Source organism: Aeromonas aquatica (assembly GCF_000764655.1).
In the GTDB taxonomy this organism is placed as follows: domain Bacteria; phylum Pseudomonadota; class Gammaproteobacteria; order Enterobacterales; family Aeromonadaceae; genus Aeromonas; species Aeromonas aquatica.
The window spans coordinates 61,701-77,847 of the sequence record NZ_JRGL01000115.1 but is presented as its reverse complement, the minus strand read 5'-3'; the positions used below and the strand labels follow the sequence as shown (position 1 = coordinate 77,847).

General features: G+C 58.6%; 15 protein-coding genes. 7 read left to right on the top strand and 8 right to left on the bottom strand.

The window, feature by feature from the left end; genetic code table 11:
• Positions 1 to 125: 125 nt before the first annotated feature.
• Positions 126 to 794, top strand: a complete 669-nt coding sequence (locus LG30_RS0114535; RefSeq protein WP_033131416.1) for a spermidine synthase — start codon at positions 126 to 128, stop codon at positions 792 to 794.
• 126 nt (positions 795 to 920) lie between these two features.
• Here the strand turns inward: LG30_RS0114535 and dtd are convergent, their stop codons facing one another.
• The 3 genes from dtd to typA all read right to left on the bottom strand — a co-directional run bounded on the left by dtd (position 921) and on the right by typA (position 4,461).
• Positions 921 to 1,358, bottom strand: a complete 438-nt coding sequence (gene dtd / locus LG30_RS0114530) for a D-aminoacyl-tRNA deacylase (RefSeq protein ID WP_033131411.1) — start codon at positions 1,356 to 1,358, stop codon at positions 921 to 923.
• A 246-nt stretch (positions 1,359 to 1,604) separates the two neighbouring features.
• Entirely contained in the window at positions 1,605 to 2,477 is an 873-nt protein-coding gene (locus LG30_RS0114525) for a virulence factor BrkB family protein (RefSeq protein ID WP_033131410.1), read from the bottom strand.
• Positions 2,478 to 2,649: 172 nt separating this feature from the next.
• On the bottom strand, positions 2,650 to 4,461 hold the full coding sequence (typA, locus tag LG30_RS0114520) for a translational GTPase TypA (protein ID WP_033131409.1): 1,812 nt from the start codon (positions 4,459 to 4,461) through the stop codon (positions 2,650 to 2,652).
• Between the two features lie 350 nt (positions 4,462 to 4,811).
• Between typA and glnA the strand changes: the two genes are divergently transcribed.
• The 5 genes from glnA to add all read left to right on the top strand — a co-directional run bounded on the left by glnA (position 4,812) and on the right by add (position 10,724).
• On the top strand, positions 4,812 to 6,221 hold the full coding sequence (gene glnA / locus LG30_RS0114515; RefSeq protein WP_033131408.1) for a glutamate--ammonia ligase: 1,410 nt from the start codon (positions 4,812 to 4,814) through the stop codon (positions 6,219 to 6,221).
• Between the two features lie 196 nt (positions 6,222 to 6,417).
• Positions 6,418 to 6,993 (top strand): DUF4124 domain-containing protein, encoded by a 576-nt coding sequence (locus LG30_RS0114510; protein WP_033131407.1) that lies wholly within the window; start codon positions 6,418 to 6,420, stop codon positions 6,991 to 6,993.
• A gap of 86 nt (positions 6,994 to 7,079) precedes the next feature.
• Positions 7,080 to 8,147 (top strand): nitrogen regulation protein NR(II), encoded by a 1,068-nt coding sequence (gene glnL, locus LG30_RS0114505; protein ID WP_033131406.1) that lies wholly within the window; start codon positions 7,080 to 7,082, stop codon positions 8,145 to 8,147.
• Positions 8,148 to 8,156: 9 nt separating this feature from the next.
• Positions 8,157 to 9,575 (top strand): nitrogen regulation protein NR(I), encoded by a 1,419-nt coding sequence (gene glnG / locus LG30_RS0114500; RefSeq protein ID WP_033131405.1) that lies wholly within the window; start codon positions 8,157 to 8,159, stop codon positions 9,573 to 9,575.
• Between the two features lie 141 nt (positions 9,576 to 9,716).
• A complete protein-coding gene (gene add, locus LG30_RS0114495) occupies positions 9,717 to 10,724 on the top strand; it encodes an adenosine deaminase (RefSeq protein ID WP_033131404.1) in 1,008 nt (335 codons plus the stop codon).
• Positions 10,725 to 10,791: 67 nt separating this feature from the next.
• On the opposite strand, the gene hemN is transcribed toward add, so the two are convergent.
• The 4 genes from hemN to LG30_RS0114475 form a co-directional block, all read right to left on the bottom strand.
• The gene (hemN, locus tag LG30_RS0114490) at positions 10,792 to 12,165 is read right to left on the bottom strand and encodes an oxygen-independent coproporphyrinogen III oxidase (RefSeq protein ID WP_033131403.1); all 1,374 of its coding nucleotides are present in this window, start codon (positions 12,163 to 12,165) and stop codon (positions 10,792 to 10,794) included.
• Positions 12,166 to 12,190: 25 nt separating this feature from the next.
• Positions 12,191 to 12,631, bottom strand: a complete 441-nt coding sequence (locus LG30_RS0114485) for a DUF2489 domain-containing protein (protein ID WP_033131402.1) — start codon at positions 12,629 to 12,631, stop codon at positions 12,191 to 12,193.
• An 11-nt stretch (positions 12,632 to 12,642) separates the two neighbouring features.
• A complete protein-coding gene (gene yihI / locus LG30_RS0114480; RefSeq protein WP_033131401.1) occupies positions 12,643 to 13,221 on the bottom strand; it encodes a Der GTPase-activating protein YihI in 579 nt (192 codons plus the stop codon).
• 804 nt (positions 13,222 to 14,025) lie between these two features.
• The gene (locus tag LG30_RS0114475) at positions 14,026 to 14,643 is read right to left on the bottom strand and encodes a c-type cytochrome (protein WP_033131400.1); all 618 of its coding nucleotides are present in this window, start codon (positions 14,641 to 14,643) and stop codon (positions 14,026 to 14,028) included.
• 143 nt (positions 14,644 to 14,786) lie between these two features.
• On the opposite strand from LG30_RS0114475, the gene yihA reads away from it, so the two are divergent.
• A complete protein-coding gene (yihA, locus tag LG30_RS0114470; protein ID WP_033131399.1) occupies positions 14,787 to 15,443 on the top strand; it encodes a ribosome biogenesis GTP-binding protein YihA/YsxC in 657 nt (218 codons plus the stop codon).
• 497 nt (positions 15,444 to 15,940) lie between these two features.
• Here the strand turns inward: yihA and spfP are convergent, their stop codons facing one another.
• On the bottom strand, positions 15,941 to 15,988 hold the full coding sequence (spfP, locus tag LG30_RS23065; RefSeq protein WP_462101308.1) for a small protein SpfP: 48 nt from the start codon (positions 15,986 to 15,988) through the stop codon (positions 15,941 to 15,943).
• Between the last annotated feature and the right edge of the window lie 159 nt (positions 15,989 to 16,147).

Sequence of the window (16,147 nt, the reverse complement as noted above, 5' to 3'; positions counted from 1 at the left end):
ACCAATGCCTCCCAGCGCAACGGATAGCAGGCATCCAGCTCGGCTGGGGTTTGGGGGGTGACCACCCGGTACATAGATACATCCTTGAGTTACACTGGTCGAAATCCATCTTGCCGTGCAAATTCATGGACTTCAATCTGCAAGCGTACCAAGCCGACCACTTATTGCACCTCAGCGTCAAAGCCGAGCGTCGGCTCTGTGTGCTGGAAAATGGCCAGCACCGCTGGCTGGAAATGGACGGTGTGGTGCAGTCGGCCATGAGCCTCGCCGACCCGGCCGCCCTCTGCCTGCCCCATCAGCGCTACATCGCGGCTCAGTTGCCCACACAGGCGAGCCGCATCCTGGAGCTGGGGCTCGGCGGCGGCGATCTCAGCCGCCATCTGGCCGCACGCTGGCCCGAGGCGCAGCACGACTGCGTGGATCTGGACGCCGAGATCCTCACCCTGTTCCAGCAGTTCTTTCAGCCATCCTCGGGACACAGGCCAGGACTGCACCATGCCGATGCGCTGCAGTTCCTGCTCCAGAGCCAGGATAGCTACGATCTGGTGCTGCTGGATCTGTTCAACCAGGACGGCAACCCGCTGCTGCTGTTCCAGGCCCCGCTCTATCAGGCGCTGGCCCGGCGCCTGTGCGGCACCCTCATCATCAACCTGTTGCCACGCACCCGGCTGGAGCAGGAACAGGCGCTGCGACTGGCCCGGGAGTGGGTTGGCCCCACCGAGGCCCACGCCGTGCCCGGCTACCGCAACCTCATCCTGCACACGATCAGTCAGCCCGCATCAAGTCGGCCGTGATCGGCCAAGGGAGGCCGCCGACAAGATGAATGGCGGCGCTTAAGGCAGTTTTAGTGACTATGAAAGCGACACCATACAGCAAGTTACGCTGATAAATGTCGTTTTATAAAAATAACAAACTGGATCTCAGACCTGTAGCCAGAAGGTCACGGGGCCGTCGTTGAGCAGCCGTACCTTCATGTCGGCGGCAAAGCGGCCGGTCTCGGTCGGCAGGCCGCCCGCTCTCGCTTGAGCGACGAAATAGTCGTAGAGTCGCTCGGCCTCCACCGGATGGGCGCCACCGGAGAAGCTGGGCCTCATCCCCTTGCCGGTATCCGCCGCAAGGGTGAACTGGGAGACAACCAGCAAGCTGCCGCCCGCCTGACTCACATTGAGATTCATCTTGCCGGCCTCATCGGAGAAGATCCGGTAGCCGCTCACCTTGTGCAGCAGCTTGTCGGCCTTGGCCTCATCATCCCCCTGCTCTACCCCGAGCAGCACCAGCAGACCGCCGTCGATGGCACCGACGATCTCTCCCTCCACGGTCACGCTGGCCTCGGATACCCGTTGGATCAATGCAATCACCCGCAACTCCTTTGTCTTGTCAGAAACGAACGACCGCCCGAAGGCGGTCGTCAATGTTAGCAATAAGCGGCGGGCTCAGGCCAATTTCTCGGCACAGTACCCATCGGGCGATCACCGCAGCAGGCAACGGCCTCAACCCAGCTCCTCGGCACAGTACCCATCGGGCGATCACCGCAGCAGGCAACGGCCTCAGCCCACCTCCTCGGCACAGTACCCATCAGGCGCTCACCGCAGCAGGCAACGGCCTCAACCCAGCTCCTCGGCACCCGGTTTCTCGTATTCTCCGAGGCAGGCGGTGGTCTCGGCCCCCAACAACACCACCAACCAGCTCAGGTAAACCCAGACGAACAGGATCGGAATCGTCGCCAGGGCGCCATAGATGGCCTGATAGGAGGGGAAGTTGGTGATGTAGAGGGAGAAGCCACGCTTGGCCAGCTCAAACAGGGTCGCCGCCACCAGGGCGCCGATGAAGGCGTGGCTCAGCCGCACCTTGCAGTTCGGCACCACGGTATAGATCAGCAGGAAGGTGAGCACCGAGAACAGGAACGGCAGGCTGCGCAGCAGCAGATAGCCGACACCAAACAGGCTGTCGGCGGCAAACAGCTTGAGGGACAGGATATAGGAGGAAATGGCGAGGCTGGCACCGATGAGCACGGGGCCCAGAGTCAGGATCATCCAGTACATGGCGAAGGCCTGGGCCAGCGGCCGGTTCTGGGTCGAGCGCCAGATGTAGTTGAGGTTCTTGTCGATGGCCGAGATCAGCATCAGGGCAACCACTATCAGGGCACCGATGCCGACCGCCGTGGTGTTGGTGGCATTGGCCACGAAACCGTCGATGTACTCCTTGAGCATCTCACCGGCGGTGGGCACGAAGTTGTGATAGACGAACTGCTCCACCTGTTGCTTCAGGCTCTGGAACACGGGGAAGGCCGACATCATGCCGAACACCACGGCGACCATGGGGACCAGGGAGAGCAGGGTGACATAGGCCAGATAACCGGCGGTGACGGTCAGCCTGTCCTGTTGAAAACGGCCCCAGACAAAGTGGGCGAAGTGGCCACCGTCGTGGCGCAAGAAGGAGATTACATGAGCCAGGCGGCCGCTGATTTTATGCTGCATCGTGGTTCTCGAAGAATTCATCATGGGGATATTGTGTCAGACAGGGTGGCCATTTGACCACCCATGGGCAGGCGCGACATGGCCAAAGCCCATTGGTAAGCCATCATCGGTGCGCAAACAACCATAAAAAAAGAGGCCCGAAGGCCTCTCTCTGTCTGTCGATGAACAGATATCAAGCACGACCGGCGCGCTTGCGATCCATCTCGGTCAGCAGTTTCTTACGGATACGGATCGCCTTCGGGGTGACCTCAACCAGCTCATCGTTGTCGATGAACTCGAGCGCTTGCTCCAGGGTCATGCGGATCGGCGGAGTCAGCACCTGGGCTTCGTCGGTACCGGAGGCACGCATGTTGGTCAGCTGTTTGCCCTTCAGGCAGTTAACAGTCAGGTCGTTGGAGCGGGAGTGAATCCCGATCACCTGGCCTTCGTACACCTCTGCGGCGTGACCGATAAACAGACGACCGCGATCTTGCAGACCGAACAGGGCGAAGGTCAGGGCCTTACCGGTAGCGTTGGAGATCAGCACGCCGTTCTGACGCTCACCGATGCTGCCACCCTTGTGCGGACCGTAATGGTCGAAGGTGTGGTACAGCAGACCGGTACCGGAGGTCATGGTCAGGAATTCGGTCTGGAAGCCGATCAGACCACGGCTCGGGATCATGAAGTCCAGACGGACGCGACCCTTGCCATCCAGGATCATGTTGGTCATCTCGCCCTTACGCAGGCCGAGTTGCTCCATCACTGAACCCTGGTGCGCTTCTTCCACGTCCACGGTCACGGTTTCGAACGGTTCGTGCAGAACGCCGTCCACGGTGCGCAGGATTACTTCCGGACGGGATACCGCCAGCTCGTAGCCTTCGCGACGCATGTTTTCGATCAGGATGGACAGGTGCAGTTCACCACGGCCGGAGACGCGGAACTTGTCCGGATCTTCGGTCTCTTCCACGCGCAGGGCCACGTTGTGGACCAGCTCCTGGTTCAGACGCTCCATGATGTTGCGGGAGGTCACGAACTTGCCTTCTTTACCGGCGAACGGGGAGGTGTTGACCTGGAAGGTCATGTTCACGGTCGGCTCGTCAACGGACAGCGGCGGCAGCGCTTCGACGGCACTGTTGTCACAGATGGTGTCGGAGATTTTCAGCTCGCCCAGACCGGTGATGGCGATGATGTCGCCCGCTTGCGCGTCGGCCACTTCGGTACGGGACAGACCCAGGTAACCCAGCACCTGGCCAACTTTGCCGGTACGGGTCTTGCCGTTGGCACCGACGATGGTGACTTGCTGGTTGGTCTTGACGCGGCCACGGGTGATGCGGCCGATACCGATAACACCGACGTAGGAGTTGTAGTCCAGCTGGGAGATCTGCATCTGGAAACCACCGTCAGCATCCGCTGCAGGGGCTTCTACGTTGTCAACGATGGCCTGGAACAGGGGCTCCATGTTCTCAGACGGAACATTCGGATCCATGGTAGCAAAGCCGTTCAGGGCAGAGGCGTAGACAACTTTGAAGTCCAGCTGGTCATCGGTGGCACCCAGGTTGTCAAACAGGTCGAATACCTGGTCCATTACCCAATCAGGACGAGCACCCGGACGGTCGATCTTGTTGATGACCACGATCGGCTTCAGACCCTGGGCGAATGCCTTCTGGGTCACGAAACGGGTTTGCGGCATCGGGCCGTCAACGGCGTCGACCAGCAGCAGCACGGAGTCAACCATGGACATGACGCGCTCTACTTCACCACCGAAGTCGGCGTGACCCGGGGTATCAACGATGTTGATGCGGTAGTCGTTCCAACGGATCGCAGTGTTTTTGGCGAGAATGGTGATGCCACGTTCCCGTTCCAGATCATTGGAGTCCATGATCCGTTCCTGACCTTCGCTGGTGCGATCCAGAGTACCGGATTGCTGCAGCAGCTTATCAACCAGAGTCGTTTTGCCGTGGTCAACGTGCGCAATAATCGCAATATTGCGTAAATTCTCTAACATTCTCGCCTCAAATCACCGGGTAAAATTGGGCGCTAATTGTACTCTCGCCTTTGTGATCTGCCTAGCATAATTGCAGCACATTCGCATACAACAGGGGATCTGGATCATGGACCCCGTGCCGAAAGCCTGCTTAGATGGCATCGGGACGTGGGTGCACCAACCTGGTGCACCAAAACGATCCAGGGTTGCACCACTTTGAGGCGCAGCCATGCACGAGAGCGGGTGACCCGACAGCCTGAAAGGGTGCAAATGCCCTGAAATCAAGCTGTCACAAACTTGGCACGATACTGGCTTATGTGAATGTGACGACGCATTCACCCAAAGAGTTTTAACACCGGAGGTTACTTAGCATGTCAGCCCAGAACGTTTTGGCCTTGATCCAGGAACACGAAGTCAAGTTTGTTGATCTGCGTTTTACCGACACCAAGGGTAAAGAGCAGCACGTATCCATTCCTTCCCATCAGGTCAACGAAGAGTTCTTCGAAGACGGCAAGATGTTCGATGGTTCCTCCATCGGCGGCTGGAAGGGCATCAACGAGTCTGACATGGTGCTGATGCCGGATGCGGCCTCCGCCAAGCTGGATCCCTTCACCGAAGAGACCACCCTGAACATCGTCTGTGATGTGCTCGAGCCTGCCACCATGCAGGGCTACGACCGTGACCCGCGCTCCATCGCCAAGCGCGCCGAAGATTTCCTGAAGTCCAGCGGCATCGCTGACACCGTGCTGTTCGGGCCGGAGCCGGAATTCTTCATGTTCGACAACATCACCTTCTCCAACACCATGGGCCACAGCTTCGTGAAGATCGAATCCGAAGAAGCGGCCTGGAACTCGGGTACCGAATACGAGCATGGCAACAAGGGTCACCGTCCCTTCGTCAAGGGTGGTTACTTCCCGGTTGCACCGGTCGACTCCTCCCAGGACATCCGTGCTGCCATGTGTCTGGTGCTGGAAGAGATGGGCCAGGTCGTTGAGGCTCACCACCACGAAGTGGCGACCGCCGGTCAGAACGAGATCGCGACCCGTTTCAACACCCTCACCCTGAAAGCGGATGAAGTTCAGGTGCTGAAGTACGTGATCCACAACGTGGCCCACGCCTACAACAAGACCGTTACCTTCATGCCGAAACCCATGTTCGGTGACAACGGCTCCGGCATGCACTGCCACCAGTCCCTGGCCAAGAACGGCGTCAACCTGTTCGCCGGCGACCTGTATGGCGGTCTGTCCGAGATGGCACTGCACTACATCGGCGGCATCATCAAGCACGCCAAGGCCATCAACGCCTTCGCCAACCCGACCACCAACTCCTACAAGCGTCTGGTACCGGGTTACGAAGCACCGGTCATGCTGGCTTACTCTGCCCGTAACCGCTCCGCCTCCATCCGTATCCCGGTGGTACCGAGCCCGAAAGCCCGCCGTATCGAGGTGCGCTTCCCGGATCCGGCAGCCAACCCTTACCTGGCCTTCGCCGCCCAGCTGATGGCCGGCCTGGACGGCATCATCAACAAGATCCATCCGGGCGATGCCATGGACAAGAACTTGTATGACCTGCCGCCGGAAGAAGCCGCAGAGGTGCCGACAGTTGCCGGCTCTCTGGACGAAGCCCTGTCCGCACTGGACGCAGATCGCGAGTTCCTGACCCGTGGCGGCGTGTTCAGCGATGACTTCATCAACTCCTACCTGGAGCTGAAGCAGCATGATGTGGATCGTGTCCGCATGACCCCGCACCCGCTGGAGTTCGAGCTGTACTACTCCGTCTAAGCCGGAATGTTTGTCTCAAATGAAAAACCCGCCATCTGGCGGGTTTTTTATCTAAGGGGCTGAAATATCATGATCTCGCCTACCGAGCGGACGCGTCATCTAACTAAAGGATCTATATCGTCACCACAGACCCGACTATCGGTCTGACGGTTTTTTCTCTGATAGGATTAAGTGAAACCCCGTCAAGGAGAGATGGATGAAAACAGTACACCCGACATGGATGCTGGGCCTGTTGCTGATGATGTCCTGCACAGCCCAGGCCGCCAGGGTCTATTCCTGGACCGATGCCAATGGCGTGACCCACTACACCGATGCCCCTCCTCCCGGCAAGAATGCCAAGGAGATAGACCTGCGGGTTTCCCCCCTCATCGGTACCACACCGCACTCTGTCCAGGTCGACAATTTCAACAGCCTGACCGGAGTCGATGCCAGGAAGGCACAAGAAGCCACCCAGGTGACGATCGAACTGCTCTCCCCGGAACCGGGCAGCACCCTGCGTGACAACACGGGCAACATCGTCTTCCAGGGCCAGATCCATCCTCAGGCCCCGGTGCAATTCGATGTGCGCCTGATCCTGGACGGCAAGGCGGCCCCCTTGGTCCACAACAGCCTGGCCATCCGGGTAGAAAATCTCGATCGCGGAGCCCATGAGGCACAGCTCGAGCTGCTCGCCAAAGACGGTACGATCCTTGCTAAATCCAAGCTAGCCACCTTCTACCTGCACAGAACGACCGTGGATCAGGCTCCCAAAGCCACCCCCAAGGCCAATTAGGGGTGATGTGATGCACCGATGCGGGTAAACTCAATGCACCATATCGGTGCACAACTGGTGTGCAGCACCGTTTTAGGGAGAAATCTGTGCCAACCCACTCGGACCACGCCAAGACACTCTTGGACAATCTGCTGACCGCCGTCATCCTGATGGATGAACGGCTCTGCATCCAATTCGTCAACCCCGCGGCCGAACAGCTGCTCTCCCTCAGTGAACGGCGGCTGATCGGGATCGAGCTGCCCCATCTGCTTGAGCATATTTCTCTCGACTTGCAGCGGTTCAAGCAGTGCCTCATTTCGGGGCAAGGCTTCACCGACAGCGAAGTCACCCTGGTGGTGGAAGGGGAACCCAGGCTGGTCGAGATCAGTGTGAGCCCCATGGCCGACACCCTTGGCGACCACGAGCAACGGCTGATGGTGGTGGAGCTGCGCAAGATCGATCAGCAGAAGAAGATCAGCCAGGAGCTGCAGCAACACGCCCAACAACAGGCTGCCAGAGAGCTGGTGCGCGGCCTGGCTCACGAGATCAAGAATCCCCTCGGTGGCCTGCGCGGCGCGGCGCAATTGCTGCAAAAGGAGTTGCCGGACCCTGCCCTGCGCGAATACACCGGCATCATCATCGAACAGGCGGATCGCCTGCGGGTACTGGTCGATCGCCTGCTCGGCCCCCAGCGCCCCGGCCGCCATCAGATGCACAATGTGCACTCGGTGCTCGAGCAGGTGCGCCGCCTGGTGGATCTGGAGCTGCCGCCCCAGATCCGCATCGAGCGGGACTACGACCCCAGCATCCCCGAATTCGAGATGGAGGCAGACCAGCTGCAGCAGGCCTTCCTCAACATGGTGCGCAATGCCGCCGAGGCACTGGGTGAGCAGGCCGGGCTCATCCGCATCAAGACCCGTACCGCCTTCCAGATCACCATCCACGGCCAGCGTTACCGCCTGGCGGCGGAGATCAAGATCATCGACAACGGCCCAGGCATCCCCGACGCCATTCGCGACACCCTCTTCTACCCCATGATCACCGGCAAGGAGGGGGGCACGGGCCTCGGCCTCTCCATCGCCCAGAACCTGATCGATCAGCACAAAGGCCGCATCGACTGCATCAGCTGGCCAGGTCACACCGAATTCACCATCTATCTACCGCTTCGCAAATAAGGGAACCTCATGACAGCAAAAGTGTGGATCGTCGATGACGACAGCTCCATCCGGTGGGTGCTGGAGCGAACCCTGGGCAGCGAAGGCTTCGAGTGCGAGAGCTTTGCCGATGGCGAAGCCCTGCTGAGCTCGTTGGAGATGCGATCTCCGGACGTGATCCTGTCCGACATTCGCATGCCGGGCATCGACGGCCTTAGCCTGCTGGAGCAGATCCACCGCCGTCAGGCCGACCTGCCGATCATCATCATGACCGCCCATTCGGATCTCGACAGTGCGGTCAACGCCTACCAGCGCGGCGCCTTCGAATACCTGCCCAAGCCGTTCGACATCGACGAGGCGGTCACCCTGGTGCGCCGGGCCGAGAATCATCTCAAAGAGCAGCGCACCAAGCGCAAGGCACGCCAGCAGGAGCCCGGTAACAGCCCCGAGATCATCGGCGAGGCCCCCGCCATGCAGGAGGTGTTTCGCGCCATCGGCCGGCTCTCCCGCTCCAGCATCTCGGTGCTGATCAACGGCCAGAGCGGCACCGGCAAGGAGCTGGTCGCCCACGCCCTGCACAAGCACAGCCCGCGCGCCCACAAGAACTTCATCGCCCTCAACATGGCGGCGATCCCGAAAGATCTCATCGAATCCGAGCTGTTCGGCCACGAGAAGGGGGCCTTCACCGGTGCCAACAACATCCGTCACGGCCGCTTCGAGCAGGCCGACGGCGGCACCCTGTTTCTCGACGAGATAGGCGACATGCCGCTGGATGTGCAGACCCGGCTGCTGCGGGTGCTGGCGGATGGCCAGTTCTACCGGGTCGGCGGCCATCAACCGGTACAGGTGGACGTGCGGATCATCGCCGCCACCCACCAGAACCTGGAGAAGCGGGTCGCCGATGGCGAGTTTCGGGAAGACTTGTTCCACCGCCTCAACGTCATTCGCATCCACATCCCGGCCCTCAAGGAGCGCCGTGAGGATATCCCCCAGCTGGCCCAGCACTTCCTGCTGCGGGCCGCCAAGGAGCTGAACGTGGAGGCCAAGAGCCTGCACCCTGATACCCAGGCCTATGTCAGCCGCCTGCCCTGGCCGGGCAACGTGCGCCAGCTGGAGAACGTCTGCCGCTGGCTGACGGTGATGGCCTCGGGGCAGGAGGTGCTGGTGAGCGATCTGCCGCCCGAGCTGCTGACCCCCATCACCAGCACGACGGAGCCGGGCCAACCCGCCTCGTCCGGTGGCTGGCAGCAGCAACTGCAGGATTGGGTGGCCGCCAAGCTGGCGCTGGGGGAAACCGACATCCTGGCCGATGCCCTGCCCCAGTTCGAGCGGATCATGCTGGAGACGGCGCTGGAGCACACTCGCGGCCACAAGCAGGAGGCGGCCCGCCTGCTCGGTTGGGGCCGCAATACTCTGACCCGCAAGCTCAAGGAGCTCGACATTCCTTGAGCCTTTGGGAAAAACGATTCCCATCACGCCTTGACGAATCCCCTGCCAATCAGACCCCGTTTGCTCGCAAACGGGGTATCTTTTTCAAGATCCCCGCCTAGAATGGCAGGCTTTCCAACCCGACTCGCAGAAGGCGCCACCATGATTGACAGATCCCTCCCCCTGACCGACCTGCACCGCCATCTGGACGGCAACATCCGTCCGCAGACCATTCTCGAGCTGGGTCGCCTGCACAATATCCAGTTGCCCGCCGATGAGCTGGAGGCGCTGCGCCCCCACGTGCAGATCGTCGAGAACGAGCCGAGTCTGGTCGCCTTCCTGAAGAAACTGGACTGGGGCGTGGCCGTGCTGGCCGATTACGATGCCTGCCGCCGGGTCGCCTACGAGAATGTGGAAGATCTGCTGCGCGCCGGCATCGACTACGCCGAGCTGCGCTTCAGCCCGGCCTACATGGCGATTGCCCACAAGCTGCACCCGCAAGGCGTGGTAGAAGCCATCATCGACGGTGTAGCCGCCGGCAGCCGTGACTTTGGCATCAAGACCAACCTCATCGGCATCATGAGCCGCACCTTCGGCACCGAGCAGTGCCGGGTCGAACTGGATGCTTGTCTGGCCCTCCGGGATCGCCTGGTCGCCATCGATCTGGCCGGTGACGAGCTGGGCTTCCCCGGCGAGCTGTTCACCAGTCACTTCCGTCGGGTGCGCGATGCAGGCATGCGGGTCAGCGTCCACGCCGGTGAGGCGGCGGGCCCCGAAAGCATGTGGCAGGCCATCCGCGATCTCGGGGCAGAGCGTATCGGCCACGGCGTCAAGGCCATCCAGGATCCGGCCCTGATGGCCTATCTGGCGGAACATCGCATCGGCATCGAATCCTGCCTCACCTCCAACCTGCAGACCACTACTGTGGCGAGCCTCGCCGATCACCCGATCCGCCAGTTCCTGGCCGCCGGCGTGCTGGCCTGTCTCAACACCGATGATCCTGCTGTTGAAGGCATAGATTTGCCATATGAATACGAGGTCGCAGCATCTGCCGCCGGCATGACTACGGAGGAAATCCGTACCGCACAGCGCAATGGTCTGACGTTGGCCTTCCTGAGCGAGGCCGAGAAGGCTGAACTGAGCGCCCGCGCCGCCAGCCGCCGGGACTAACCACCATCCCGCCTCCAATAAAAAACCGCCGAGAGGCGGTTTTTTATTGCTCAGTATCGGTAGCCGATCAGATCACCCGGGAGAACTGCTGCTGGCGCGCCTTGTTGCGCAGGTAGACGTCGAAGCACATGCAGATGTTGCGAATGAGCAGTTGACCGGTGGAGACCACCTCCAACCCGTCGTCGCTCATGCGCACCAGGCCGTCATCGACGAAGGTCTGCAGCAACTTGAGATCCTCGGCGAAATATTCCTTGAAGACCAGGCCATGGGCCTGCTCGACGGCGGCAAAGTTCAGGGAAAAATCGCAGATGAGGCGTTTGATCACCTCGCGGCGGATCAGGTCGTCCCGATTGAGGGAACATCCCTTCCACTGGGCATGGCCCAACTCATCCACCTGGGCGTAATAGGCCTTGAGATCCTTCTGGTTCTGAGAGTAGGCGTCGCCGATCATGCTGATGGAGGAGACCCCCAGCCCCAGCAGATCGCAATCCCCCTGGGTGGTGTAACCCTGGAAGTTGCGATGAAGCTTGCCCTCGCGCTGGGCCACCGCCAGCTCGTCATCGGGCTTGGCGAAGTGATCCATACCGATGAACTGGTAGCCCTGGCCGGTGAGGAAGGCGATGGTGTCCTGCAACATGGCCAGCTTCTCACGGGGCGCTGGCATGTCGGCTTCTTTCAGCTTGTGCTGGGCGGCGAAGCGGCTCGGCAGATGGGCATAGTTGAAGATGGAGAGGCGGGCAGGATCCGTTTTGAGCACCTCTTCCAGGGTGTGATGGAAGCTGTCGCGGTTCTGGTGCGGCAGGCCATAAATCAGATCGAGATTGGTGGAGCGGAAACCGAGCTCACGGGCCCGCTCCAGCATGGCGCGGATGAAGTCGTTGTCCTGCTCGCGGTTGACCGCGACCTGGACCGCCTTGTTGAAGTCCTGCACGCCGAGGCTGATGCGGTTGAAGCCCACTTCCCGCAACACATCCAGCATGGACAGCTCGATCTCCCGCGGGTCCACTTCGATGCTGATCTCGCCCTCGTCCGCGAACCGGAAGTGTTCGCGCAGCATGGCCATCAGCCGTCGGGTCTGAGCTTCATCCAGATAGGTGGGCGTGCCGCCGCCCCAGTGCAGCTGGGTCACCAGCCGGTGTTTGAACAGCGGGGCCTGTGCCTTGATCTCCTGCTCGAGGAAGTCGAGGTATTGATCGGCCTTGTGCTGGTGACGGGTGATCACCTTGTTGCAGCCGCAGTAATAACAGAGCTTGTGACAGAAGGGGATATGTACGTAAAGCGACAGATTGCGGGTCGGGTACTGGCCCGCGGCATGAACGAAGTCCGGATAGCCAAACTGCTCGCTGAATTCCAGCGCAGTGGGATAGGAGGTATAACGTGGGCCGCTGTAGTTGTATTTCTCGATCAGGGCCTGGTCCCACACAATCTGCTCTACTTGCACGCTTGCTTCCTCTTTCTTATTGTGATCAATGGCTTAACTGAAGATCCTTCAGTTGGGCAACATCCTTTAGGATCTGCGCCTCCAGCTCTACTTCGTAGCCGCTGCGTTCGAGATCCATCTTCATCACTTCATTACGCTTGAGGGCCCGCCTCGCCTCGTGAGTCGGCATCTCTTTCACCTTCTCATAGAGCGCGTACAGACCGGGAAATTCACTGGCGAAGGGACGACCACCCTGGATCTGCAAGGCATCCAGCAGATGGGTCAGCCGGATGGCCCCTTCGGAATAGTCGCACTGACCATCCCGCACCGCATGGGCGATTACCCTGACACTCTCGAGGATGCGTTCGTTGCGGGCCGCGATGGCCTGTTGCTGCGCATCACGCTGGCGCTTGAGACGCGCCAGCAGGGTACCGGCGTATACCGCCAGCCCCAGCAAGATCAGGCCACCCAACAGGGCAGCCAGCATCCATCCACTCATCACTTCTTCTTCGGCTCTGGCTTGGGCTCAGGCTGATAACCGGCCTGGTTGAAGCGCTCCCACAGCTCCTCTTCGGAGGCTGGCTGGGTCGGCTCGTCGAAGTCGGCTTCGTCGAACACGCCATCTTCATCTTCGTCTTCATCGGTGTCGATGATGCCGAGCTCATCCATCAGCTCCTGATAGCGATCGACACGCTGGTCAACCCAGGCCTGCTCGGCCGCTTCCAGCGTCTCACCGTTGTCCAGGCGATCCAGCAGATCGTTCAGGCGATCATCGTTCTCGATGGAGGCGAGCTCCTGCTCCGGTGTCATCACCAGCTTCTTTTCTTTCAGTGGTTTGGCTGTCACCGATTTGGTTTTCTTCTCGTCCAGCACCAGCACGATCGGCTTGCGGGAACCGATGCGCGGATCCTTGGGCTGTTTGTTGCCGCTGTTATGAGACTGTTCAGCCTGCTGACGGGAGCCCGCCTTCAAGCCCTTGCGCTTGGCAGCGCGTTTGCGCTCACGACCTTCCTGGGCACTGACATCTGATTCTTTGCGCTTGCCAGTAGGCTTGCGGGTGGGTTGTTTGGCCGACATGAGTGACTCCGACAAATAACTGGATTGAAGCCCGAACCCGGGATTATTTCGTCCGGGGAGATGCTGAGACGGGGAACAGTAAATCTGGAACAAGAGTGGGATCCCGCACCAATTCGACCAGATTTGGTCGCTGAACACCGCAGGATCGGCATCCTCTGGGCATGTTGCTGGTATTTTGACACAGAATGGCTAGGCGGGTTAATGACCCAACTGAAAAAAGGCAGCCGAAGCTGCCTTTATATGTTTATGCGAGTCCCATTCCCTGGTTGCAAACGCCTTTTCCCTGGGCGTACTTCTGCGCATCATGTTTTGTGGGGTCATCCTGACCCTTATTAGTCGTTCCTGAATGTGCATGTGCTTGCCTGACCCGTCTCGATGACATCCTGCCATCCATCCGGGGTGGTTGCCTCCCGCAGCCCCGCTCATCCCGAGCGGTTACCATCCTGATCATTCAATCCCGTGCTCACCACTTGCATGTGCCGAGCCGACTCCCTGTCCACCCTTGCCGAGCGCAGATCCGCTCGCAGGGTCATTCCATGGCTCCACTGTAGCAACTTGGCAGAATGGCTCAATCCACTCAGAATGTTTTCAAACGAAGATAAATAGCCAATTCTTATTTAACACATTGAAACTTATGACTTCCATAATGAAAGCTGCAGGCTGTTTCAGCCCAGGCCGGATTTGCAAATGGAAGATCTCTTACAACAATGCGGGCCGTTTATGGCCAATGGTGTCAAAGGCCAAAAATAAACGGGGAACATGAGGTTCCCCGTTTATTTTCAACAAGATAGATTTCGGATGCTATCAGTGCAAACCGGCCACATATTTGGACAGCGCTTCGATATCCTGATCCGTCAGCTTCTTGGCCACGTCTCGCATCATGCCATTGGGGTCATTTTCGCGAGCTGCCGTGCGGAAGGCGGTGAGCTGCGCCTTGATATAGGCAGGATGCTGCCCCGACAGGCTGGGATACTTGGCCTGCTCAATGCCGGAGCCACGCGGTCCATGGCAGGCTGTGCAAGCGGCCAGACCACGGCTCATGTCGCCTCCCATGTAGAGCGCCTTGCCTGCGGCGACCACCTCATCAGGCACGGCAATTGGCGTGACCTTCTGACTGGAGAAATAGGCGGCCAGATCGTCCATGTCCTGATCGGACAGGGGCAAAGCCATGGGTCCCATGATGGGAGCAACCCGGCCAGTTTGGCCAGAAGCTGCAGCCTTCAGTTCAACTAATTGTTTTTTGATATATGATGCGTGCTGACCAGCAATCTTGGGATACATGTCAACTGGGCTGTTGCCGTCCGGTCCATGGCAGGCCGCACAGACGGCAGCCTTGGTTTGTCCCGCAGCGGCATCGCCCTTGGCTTGTGCCATCCCAGTTACGCCAACCATCAGAGCAAGAGTAATGACTAGGTTCTTCATGGCGTTCCAACTTTCTCGTTATTAGGCTTCCAGATCCCATGCCGCCGAAGGCATGTTAAAATAAACGCGTTAAAGCGACGCCATTTTACACTATTTCACATAAAAGTAACTCTATAACCCTCTATCTCTATGGGGAATTTACGTTGGATACACAAACTCTAAATTTCAATAAGGTGCATTTTGTGACCAGCGCACCCGACATCCGCCACCTGCCAAATGATGGGGGTGTCGAGATCGCGTTTGCCGGTCGTTCCAACGCCGGTAAGTCATCTGCATTGAATACCTTAACCAAACACAAAAACCTGGCACGCACCAGTAAGACGCCGGGCCGTACCCAGCTGATCAACCTGTTCGAGCTGGAACCAGGCAAGCGTCTGGTCGATCTGCCGGGCTATGGTTATGCCCAAGTACCGTTGGAAATGAAGCTCAAGTGGCAAAAGTCGTTGGCAGAGTATCTGCAACGCCGTGAGTCATTGAAAGGACTGGTGATCCTGATGGATATCCGCCATCCGCTCAAAGAGACTGACATGAACATGCTGGAGTGGAGCGCACACCGTGAACTGCCCGTCATGCTGCTGCTGACCAAGGCCGACAAGCTGAGCCCGGGCCCGCGCAACAATCAGGTGATCAAGGTACGCCAGGCCGTGGCTGAACTGGGCCCGCAGATCCAGGTTGAGGCTTTCTCTTCTCTCACCAACATAGGTGTCGAGAAGCTGGCTCAAACCCTGAGTGGCTGGTATCTGTCCGGCGCTGACATTGCCCCGATTGACACTGACGAAGACGACCGTATCGAGGAGTAAGGTACTCCTCGCCCTGCTCAATGAGCGGAGTTAGTCCTCCGCTGATTGAAAGACTTTCACTCTGCCCCTTCCTTCCAGCCTCTTGTCCCCCTTCATATCGCCGTCGAACCTGCCAATGAAATAAGCGTTTATAATCAGAATGATATCTAGTTTGGCTGCTTGGATAATTAACTTGGTGTCAACTTGATAGCGTTTTCAGTTTTCGACCAGGATAGAACCCGATCAGAACCTTAAAGAAACAAAACTGAAATTTTATTACATACCTTCAGAGGGGATAAATGGAGGAGGGACAAAAATGAGGCCAGTAACGCAATCCGCGGTACTGGCCTGAAGCAATGAGTTCAAAAATTGGGAAAAAGCTAACTCTCGAGAACAAAGACGATTGGTTTTCCTCAAGAAACACCCTCATTCTAACAAAAATCGCGCCTCATTAAAGTATTTACTCTAATTGATGGGCATAAAAAAACGCCCCGACGAAGACTCATCGGGGCTGCTATTCAGCCACATTCAATTACGTGAAATAAAAGGTCTGAAAGATAGAACATCTTACCTCTGTACCCTACGCAGATAACTGTACAGCAAAGCAGCAGAAGGTGAAAGTAATTTATGTAATTTAGTTTCAATGAAAATAGATAAGATAAATTACTTTATTTTTCATATAGATAAAAAAATCCCCAGTACGAATACCGGGGAGTTATAAAGGT